Annotated in this window: 6 protein-coding genes and 1 rRNA gene; all 7 read right to left on the bottom strand. The window is 28.1% G+C overall.

What is annotated here, in order from left to right:
* A 23S ribosomal RNA gene (locus tag ACRDDY_RS05030) occupies positions 1-131 on the bottom strand; the annotation flags it as partial.
* A gap of 537 nt (positions 132-668) precedes the next feature.
* Positions 669-2072, bottom strand: coding sequence for a hypothetical protein (locus ACRDDY_RS05025; protein WP_438563879.1), 1404 nt, complete (start codon positions 2070-2072; stop codon positions 669-671).
* A gap of 6 nt (positions 2073-2078) precedes the next feature.
* On the bottom strand, positions 2079-2777 hold the full coding sequence (locus tag ACRDDY_RS05020; protein ID WP_438563878.1) for an OmpA/MotB family protein: 699 nt from the start codon (positions 2775-2777) through the stop codon (positions 2079-2081).
* An 11-nt stretch (positions 2778-2788) separates the two neighbouring features.
* On the bottom strand, positions 2789-4201 hold the full coding sequence (locus ACRDDY_RS05015; protein WP_438563877.1) for a hypothetical protein: 1413 nt from the start codon (positions 4199-4201) through the stop codon (positions 2789-2791).
* A 114-nt stretch (positions 4202-4315) separates the two neighbouring features.
* Positions 4316-5023 (bottom strand): class B sortase, encoded by a 708-nt coding sequence (gene srtB / locus ACRDDY_RS05010; RefSeq protein WP_438563876.1) that lies wholly within the window; start codon positions 5021-5023, stop codon positions 4316-4318.
* Positions 5024-5127: 104 nt separating this feature from the next.
* The gene (locus ACRDDY_RS05005; protein ID WP_438563875.1) at positions 5128-5673 is read right to left on the bottom strand and encodes a nuclear transport factor 2 family protein; all 546 of its coding nucleotides are present in this window, start codon (positions 5671-5673) and stop codon (positions 5128-5130) included.
* A 199-nt stretch (positions 5674-5872) separates the two neighbouring features.
* The coding region (locus tag ACRDDY_RS05000; RefSeq protein ID WP_438563874.1) for a hypothetical protein at positions 5873-6798 on the bottom strand (926 nt) is incomplete at its 5' end.

The raw sequence follows: 6798 nt of genomic DNA, 5'->3' as shown, positions 1-6798 counted from the left end.
GTGAGTTTCCTCATTCGGAAATCTTCGGATCTCTGGTTATGTGCACCTACCCGAAGCTTATCGCAGCTTATCACGTCCTTCATCGGCTCCTGATGCCAAGGCATTCACCATACGCCCTTTGTAGCTTGACCTATTATTTGCTCGTTATAAGTCCTCACTTCTAACTTCGCAAAAGTCATGTTTCAGATTTTACAATCTTGAATTAGATACAAAGAATAGTATTTAAATTAAATATCTTTTCTTGGCTTTGTTGTATTAACAATTTATATTATGTAATTTTCAAAGAACTTTTTTTCTCGAAAAACTTAATTTCATTTTTCCGACTCGCTTATTATAACACCCTTTAAAAAATTATGTCAAGCATATAGTTAATTTTTTTATTTAATTATATTTCTTTACAAAACCTTTTCTATTTCATATTTTATATGTCGTATTTTAGCTTTATTCTATCCATTTATAATCTTTTTTATTCTTAAATAGTGAAAGCTCCTATAAATTTTTACAGGAGCTTTAGAAGTACATTAAAAGCTTTTAATTTTAATTAGCGATTTTTTAAGACACAGACATTTTTAATATACTAACCACTTTATTATTTTCTTTGTTATATATTAATTATACACCAATGCCCATCTTTTTATCCATATATTTTTCTTATTTTCCCCTTATTCTCACTTTTCTTTTTTATCTAATATTCTTTTTATTTTTATAAGTTCTATTTCATCTTTTATATATTTATTTTTACCTTTATAAGAATTTCCTCCAATTAAAATTGCATCATCATGAACATCTATTCCTTCACGCTTTTTATTTATTAGTGCTACTATATCTCCATCTTTTATAGAAAATCCTAATTTATCCTTTTTTTTAATTACTTTTTCTATCGCCTTTACATCATCTGTTTCCTCATAGAAATCATACATTATTTTTATAAGCCTTTTATCATACTCAATTCCTTTACTTAGTAAAATTTTATTTGCCATTTCTAAAGATACATTTCCTTCCTTAAAATCTTCTAATGTATCTTTATCTAAAACTTTAAATTTCTTTTTTATTTCTAAACTAAGGCCTGTTACTTTCATCATCTCTATTACTTCTTCTGTTAATTCAGTTATATATCCTAATTTATAAAACTCCTCTAGATAGCTTTTTATATTTTCTTTTATTAAAGGATTTATTAATATAAATTCCTCTATCATATATCCAAGCTTAACATCTATCTCGTCTAAATCTAAAAAATACTCAATTAATTTTATATAAAACACAATATTAATTTTACCTTCTACTGTTTCTATCCATTCTTTATATCTACTGAAAATTTCCATTGCAATACTTTTATTTTTTATTTTCATTAAATACTCTAGTGCAAACTCTTCGCTTTTTTCTTTTTGTAGTCTATCAATTCCTTTTCCTACTGCTATAATCCTTCTTGTTCTTTCCTTCATCATACTTAAAGTATTTAATATTTTTAAATCATAAAATGAACTTTCTAAAACTTCATCAATTTTTATTATATCTATATCAAAAAATTTTATTTTATAATCTGTATAAACAATTATTCTTTCTCTAATATTTATTGGATACTTTATATTTTCTGGAATAGTTATTTTTATATCTATTTTGCTATAATACTCTTTATTCTCAAACTTAACATCTATAAATCCCCTGTACTCATTACTTACATATTTTATTTTAAAAGGATAAACATCTTTTATTAATTTTATATAAAAACTTCTATTTATCCCCTTCGAGCTTTTAAAAACTACTCCTCTTTTAAAATCTATATCTGAAACATACCCTATTTTTTCTCTTTTGATTATTTTTGCATTTATAAGAATTTCATATACTTCTTTATAATCTATTTCTCTTCTATTAAAAATAGTATAAATTTTATTACTTACATAAGTATATCCTTTATGTTTTAAAATCCATACTAATGCAGCCCTCATCACTTTACTTTCCTTCAATTCCTTATATGGTAGCATATCATCATTTAGATACTCTATAATCTTCAATGTCTCTTCTGTATACTTAGAATCTATAAACTCAATTATATCTTTCTCACTTATTTTCATGATTTTTTATTCCTTTACTCTATTTTTTATTGCATCTTCTAAATCCTTATTAGAAAATACCATTTTTATTTCTATCTTCCTTTGACTTGCTACCACTTCTTTATCTTTATCTGTATAACTTTCTTTATCTCTGTCAACTTTTTCTGGATTAGTTTCAAATTCTGACATCCCAGATGCTTTAAATTTTCCTCCAAAATTATTTTCTAAATCACTATTCATTGGAACCATTCTATTTAAGAAACTCATTGCCCTTTCTGTTGATAACTTTCTATTTTCAATAGTTTCTCCTGCATAGTCTGTATGTCCTATCACTTCTATATACTCTATTTCTTTTACCAACTCTTCATCTGACAATATTTCATTAAAAACTTTACTTAACTGATCTGCCATAAGCTTCCCATCATTTTTCAAATCCCATTTACCTGTATCAAAAAAAGTTTCTGTCTTCAAAATCATTTTTCCTTCATCTTTATCAAAATACATTATATTTTCATCTACATTTTCACCATCTAATTTTTCTTGAATTTTTGTATATATTTTTTCTCTTTTTACTGATATATTATCTACAAACAAACTAGATAGTCCCATTGAAATAATCATCAAAAAGAAAAATACTAATGCTATTGTTGTCATTACATCAACAAATGATGGCCAATAAGATGCTTCTTCTTCTATAGACTTATATTTTCTACTTCTTATCTTCATAGTCTATCCTCCTAATCTCTCCTTATATCTATCCAATCATTTGTTGCCTTTACAAGTCTACCTACAGTTTGAGTATTCATACTTAATGCCCCTATTGATTCATCAATTTCTTCTAATACCACTTTTAATTCATTTACTATATCATCTGAAATTTTTAAGAATCCTTTTTCTATAGAGTTTTTTACTCCAAGTTCAATTTTCCCCTGTAACCCTTTTATATTTTCTTTAAACTCAACTGTTATATCCTCAAATCTTCCATATCCTGAATTTAATCCTTGTATTTCTTCAGTTAAATTTTTATCTCTACTTATTATTGATGTATTTATATTTTTAAGTGTATCAACTACCCCTAAATAAGTTGAACTAATTTCTCTTCTTCCCTTTTCTACCTCTTGAAGCGCCTTTGTAAATATCTCCTTTTCACTAGTTGCAACTATATTGAGATTATTTATAACTCCCGATAGATAATCCAATTTATCTTCTAGCCTTTCTATCGATCCATTCATTATAAACTCTAATTTATCAGTTGTTATTGTAAATTCATTTATTGAACCTTTGAAATTTTCAATAGGCTCATTAAAGCTATCTATAGTTTCTCCTAAACTGTGGATTACCTTTCCAAAATCTTCTGCATAAACACCTAATTCTTTTGCAGTATTTGTCATATCTAATGTATTTTTATTTATATTAGATACAAGTTCATTTACACCATTCATAAATAGTTCTCTCATATCTTTTGCCAATCTAATCATAGCTGTTGAAACTATCTCATTAAACTTTTCAAACTGAGTTACAAAACTATATGAATACTCACCATATAATGTATTATCTAAATAATCTTCTATTTGGTCAAAAAATCTATCTTTTTCTTTTCTAGTATTCATATTAATATTATTTAATACTAGTGATACTGCTACTCCAAATATACTTGTCCAAAACGCACTAGACATTCCCTGTAATGGCACACTCATATTCGCTAAAAATCCTTCCATTGTTTGAACACCTGACTCTAGCACTCCATTTGTTCCATAAATAGATATTGTTAAACCTAAAAAAGTTCCTAAAAGCCCAAGTCCTATAGCTGACGCTGGAATTAAAGAAAGAATCCTTTCATTAAAATTTTGTTTTTTCTTTAAGTGATTCAATATTAAAACTTCAGTATTTATATTCTCAATTCCTTTGTTTGCACTTTTTTTAAAATCTTCTGAAATTCCTAGTAAAATTTCATCTCTAAACTCTCTTTCTCCTGCCTCATTTATAATTCTACTTCCTTCAAACTCTCTTAAAAGTTCCCTATAAAACCCCTTAACATTTATATTTAAATAAATACTATATCCTAAGGCTATTAAAATAATTAAGATAACACCCCATCCTATAAGTCCTTGCCCTAAAAAAGACTTAAATAACTGTACAAATAACTCCATAGATTTCTCTCCTTTATTTTTCTAAACTTTTCATATCTATTCTTATTAATCTTTCCTATTAAATATTCTGTATTCTTTTTAAATTCAGAAAATATTAAAAAAGCCTCCTAATTTTTAGGAAGCTTTTTTTACAGCATGGACTACTGTTCTAGCATTTTCATACTCATAACTACAAGTAGATAATGTTATTATTTTATCTTTTTCTGAAATCTCTTTTCTCTCTTTATATATACTTTCCTTATTTATAAAATCAATATAATCTTTACTATACTGTCTTCTTAAAAAATTTTCCTCTGCTTCTACAACATATACTGCAAATATCTCATATGTCTCTTTTTCTTCTTTATTATAAACTATTACCTCTTTATTATTCTTATAAAAATTTTCTTCTTTAAATTTCACTAAATTATTAAACATAGTTCCATTCTTCATATTATGTCCATGTATTATAGTATTAAAATCATCCATTCTATTTGTGTAATCTACAAATATAGTTCCAGATGAATTTTTATTCTTATCAAAATTCTTATGAAGATAATCATAATTATCTAAGCTTTTTACTACTGGATAATTTATATTTGTATTTCCTATCTCTATCCAAAAAACATAATCTTCATTTACTGCTTTCATTTTTTCATATCTTTTTTTCAACTTTTCTACTTCTGATACATCATCTTTTTCTATTTCATCTTCTATTCTCTCTAAATTTTTATACACTTCTTTTGCCTGATTGTACTCTAAGTGCTTTATTCCCACTTTTCCAAAACAAAAAATTATAATTACTATAAGTATAACTTCTATTATTTTTTTAACCCTTCTCATATTCCACCTCTTTGTGTTAATTTTTACCATAATACTATATTACCAAAATCCATTTTAATAGTAAATAAAAGCAAGGGTTAAAAACCCTTGCTTTTTCTTTTTACCTATTTAATACCTTCAAGTACACTATTTTGTCCTTGTATTACCCCATCCATTATATTAGATAATGCATCATACATACCATTACTATTTACTATTTTCCATTGTCCTCTAATTTTAGTTAAATAAATTCTATCTGCTTCTGTATTATTATATGCAGGTCCAGTTTTGTATGTAATATTAATATCATATTTTACATCATATACTGCCGTTTCACTATCACCTGATTCTTTTTTAATATCTATTAATTTAATATGTATTTTTCTTTCATTTATATTAAACTGCTTTAAAAATGTTTGCATTATTTGTTCTCTATCTTGCTCATTTGGTACCTGTGCATCTAACCTATCTTGTATATCTGTATAAGTAAGACACTTCTGGAGTTCATTATTTGATATAGCTCCATAAAAATTTCTTATTACTTGCTCAGGACTTGAAAAAAATACATTTTTCACCACATATGTACCTCCTGCAACTATTGCTACAATAAGTACTATTACTGCTATTGCTTTAACATGTTTTTCTCTTTTGTTAATAATTTTATTTTCCATTTTGCAACTCCTCTCTCCTTTTAATATTATATATTTTTACCTTTAATTCAAGCTTAATTCACTATTATAAGTTATTTTTAATAAAATATACATTTTTATACATTTACTTTTCATGATTAACTTAAATAATATCAAAACAAACATAGTAACAAATTATACTATGTTTGTTTTTTACTATTTATTCTTTTCTAAAAATTATTTATATTAACTCTATCACAGATAAATCTGCATCTGTTAACGTAACTGTTCCAGCTCCGACCTGAGTTTGCAATTGTAATATTAAATCATTTCCAGCCGGCACACTGACTATAGTCCCTCCCGATACACTTTGTAATGATACACCACTTACAGAAGTTGTTGCAGCATATAATTGATTTCCACCTAAAACCGGTGCAACTGTTAATGAACCTAATCCACTTCCCATATCTGCTTTTACAGTATAATGAATAAAATAGGTATGCCCTGCTGTTAAAGTGACATCAGTAGTTGGTGTACTTGCTTGTATATCTGTACCATTAATATCATTTACTGTTTGAAATTGAATTGGTGTTGCTACTATTGGTATTGTTATTCCCGTTGGCCATTGACTTGAAACAGACCCAAATACACTTCCTCCAGTTACTCCAGTTACTCCAGTTGCCCCTGTTGCCCCTGTTACTCCTGTTACTCCATTTGCTCCTGTTACTCCAGTTGCTCCAGTTGCTCCTGTTACTCCAGTTGCTCCAGTTATTCCATCTACTCCTGTTGCCCCTGTTACTCCATCTGCTCCTGTTACTCCTGTTGCTCCAGTTACTCCATCTGCTCCTGTTGCTCCTGTTGCCCCTGTTACTCCTGTTACTCCAGTTACTCCAGTTACTCCTGTTACTCCAGTTGCTCCAGTTGCCCCTGTTACTCCAGTTACTCCTGTTGCCCCTGTTACTCCTGTTACTCCTGTTGCTCCTGTTGCTCCTGTTACTCCAGTTGCTCCTGTTGCTCCTGTTACTCCAGTTGCTCCTGTTGCTCCAGTTACTCCTGTTGCCCCTGTTACTCCAGTTGCTCCTGTTACTCCAGTTACTCCTGTTGCCCCTGTTACTCCAGTTGCTCCAGTTGCTCCAGTTGCTCCAGTTACTCCTGTTGCTCCAGTTA

Origin of the sequence: Clostridium sp. (assembly GCF_051656525.1) — a bacterium.
Classification (GTDB): Bacteria; Bacillota; Clostridia; order Clostridiales; family Clostridiaceae; genus Clostridium.
This window is presented reverse-complemented; position numbering and strand designations above follow the sequence as displayed.

What these genes read in the sequence shown, in the direction of transcription:
- srtB (WP_438563876.1), bottom strand. Translation starts at nt 5,023, where the DNA reads ATGAGAAGGGTTAAAAAAATAATAGAAGTTATACTTATAGTAATTATA.
- ACRDDY_RS05015 (WP_438563877.1), bottom strand. Translation starts at nt 4,201, where the DNA reads ATGGAGTTATTTGTACAGTTATTTAAGTCTTTTTTAGGGCAAGGACTT.
- ACRDDY_RS05005 (WP_438563875.1), bottom strand. Translation starts at nt 5,673, where the DNA reads ATGGAAAATAAAATTATTAACAAAAGAGAAAAACATGTTAAAGCAATA.
- ACRDDY_RS05020 (WP_438563878.1), bottom strand. Translation starts at nt 2,777, where the DNA reads ATGAAGATAAGAAGTAGAAAATATAAGTCTATAGAAGAAGAAGCATCT.
- ACRDDY_RS05025 (WP_438563879.1), bottom strand. Translation starts at nt 2,072, where the DNA reads ATGAAAATAAGTGAGAAAGATATAATTGAGTTTATAGATTCTAAGTAT.